At 44.6% G+C, this 2,147-nt stretch carries 2 protein-coding genes; both read left to right on the top strand.

Translation table 11 applies throughout. The features are described 5' to 3' along the window. A partial coding sequence (locus ACFIQC_RS09675) for a ShlB/FhaC/HecB family hemolysin secretion/activation protein (RefSeq protein WP_375707123.1) occupies nucleotides 1-1,407 on the top strand: 1,407 nt, incomplete at its 5' end. A gap of 25 nt (nucleotides 1,408-1,432) precedes the next feature. Next, the coding region (locus ACFIQC_RS09670) for a filamentous hemagglutinin N-terminal domain-containing protein (protein ID WP_375707122.1) at nucleotides 1,433-2,147 on the top strand (715 nt) is incomplete at its 3' end.

The raw sequence follows: 2,147 nt of genomic DNA, 5'->3' as shown, positions 1-2,147 counted from the left end.
GATATTCAGCTCTTAATCAAGAAGTTAACCAAAGTTTATTTGGATCAAGGCTATGTAACGGCGCGTTTTTATATTCCTGATCAAGATATCAAAAACAGCAAGACGCTCAAATTTGTTGTCGTTGAGGGCAAGCTTTCAGAGATTTACTATAATGGTTCACCGGCGTCTCGTTATAATAATGTTGTATGGAGTGCTTTTCCTGGGCTTCAAGGTCATGTTCTGAACATGCGCGATATTGAACAGGGGCTTGATCAGATCAATCGTTTGAGTTCAGCGCACGCTCAAAGCGAACTTCTTCCAGGGAGTGAAGAAGGGAGCACCATTGTCAATATTAACAATCATCCCGATAAAACGTTCAAGGTTACTGTTTCTCATGACAATATGGGACAATCTTCCACGGGTTATGCGCGTTATAGTGCGGGCTTGAGGGTAGAAAATATTTTAGGGATGAATGATGCGTGGGATTTTAACTATCAACGCAGTGAGCCCGATTATTGGGGTGGGAGCAAGCAAGAAGGACATAGCAATAACATTTCAGCGAGTGTGAGTATTCCATATGGTTATTGGACCTTTGGATTGAATGGCACTGTTTATAATTACCAAAGCATAATCCCTGGCAATTTTACCGATATTGAGACGACGGGGGATTCCAGTGAGTTGCACGCCAGTACAAGCAGGGTTCTTTACCGTGATAGTGTTTCCCTTACAACCTTGAATTTGGGTCTTTCTTATAAAAGAACCAACAATTACCTTCTTGGCAATAAGATTGAAGTGGGCAGCCGTCAATATAGCGTCGCCAATTTTGGCATTTCGCATTCTCGCCAGATGTTGGGGGGGACTTGGACCTTTGATGTGAGTTATTTGCAAGGTCTTCCCTTGTTTCATTCAGTAAAGAAACATGCGCCAGGAGCAGGGGATGCGGAGCCACAATTTGCCAAATTTACCGGTACGCTTAGTGTCATGACGCCTTTTAAGATAGGGGGCTTGGACTTTATACTGAGGAATCTTTTGAGTGGTCAATATTCACCGCATAATTTATTGGGAGCTGAACAGATTTCGTTGGGGGGCGCTTCCAATGTTCGTGGCACGCGTGAGAGTTTGCTTTTTGGCAATAACGGTTTTTTTAGCCGGAATGATTTGTTGCTACGCACCATTCCGTGGAGCAATCACGCGACCTTCAAAAAGGTTTTTGGAGAACTTCGCCCTTATGTTGGTTTGGATTATGGGCGTGTTTTTGCACAACCCTTGTATGGGATTAAGAATGATCAGCTTGCCGGTTGGACAGCAGGTGTCAAGCTTGCGGGAGGCATGGTCTCTCTTGATGCCAGTTATTCCAGTATTTTTTGGAGCACAGTTAAGCACAAAAAATCAGGAACATTTTTTATGACATTAACAATGGAACTTTAAGCATTTTTTATTGGGGAGTTAACGTATGAGATATGAGAAGAGAGCAGAAAGAGCAGCTTTATTAGGTGTTTTAGTCTCCAGTACGATGCTCAAAAAGGTTTTATTTGGGGGACTTGGTTTTTCTTGTTTGTTAGCCCCTTCAGCGTTACAGGCACAAATTACTGTGGATCCTAACGCGAATGCCGCCCATCGTCCAGATATAGTGGCAGCGCCCAATGGGGTTCCCTCGATTGATATTGTTACCCCCAATGGCAAGGGCTTATCGCACAATAAATATAACGATTTTAATATTGGAAATCCGGGTGTGATTTGGAACAATCATGCGCAAGAAGTGGGGCAATCGCAGTTGGGGGGCATTATGCCGGGCAATCCGCATTTGCGTTTCACGGGTTCAGCGAAAGTGATTTTAAATGAAGTGACCAGCAGCAAGCGCAGTGCGCTTCATGGTCCAGGAGAGGTTTTTGGGAGCCCCGCCGATGTGATTATAGCCAATCCCAATGGGATAAGCTGTGATGGTTGTGGCTTTATCAATACGCCCCATGCGACCTTAACCACAGGTGTTCCCGAAATTGATGCGAGCGGTTTTTTGAAAGGCTTTGAGGTGCGAGGTGGGGATATTACCTTTGGCGCTAAGGGAGCCAATTTTTTCTCTGGCAAGGGGGCTGTTGATATTGTCGATATTGTCTCACGCACAGTGCATTTTGAAGGAGCTGTTGCGGGCAGAGAAATTGGTGTGACAG

It is taken from the genome of Bartonella sp. AA126HLJHH (assembly GCF_042197425.1).
In the GTDB taxonomy this organism is placed as follows: Bacteria; Pseudomonadota; Alphaproteobacteria; order Rhizobiales; family Rhizobiaceae; genus Bartonella.
Note: the sequence above shows the minus strand (reverse complement) of the source record. Positions and strands in the feature narration are given on the sequence as shown.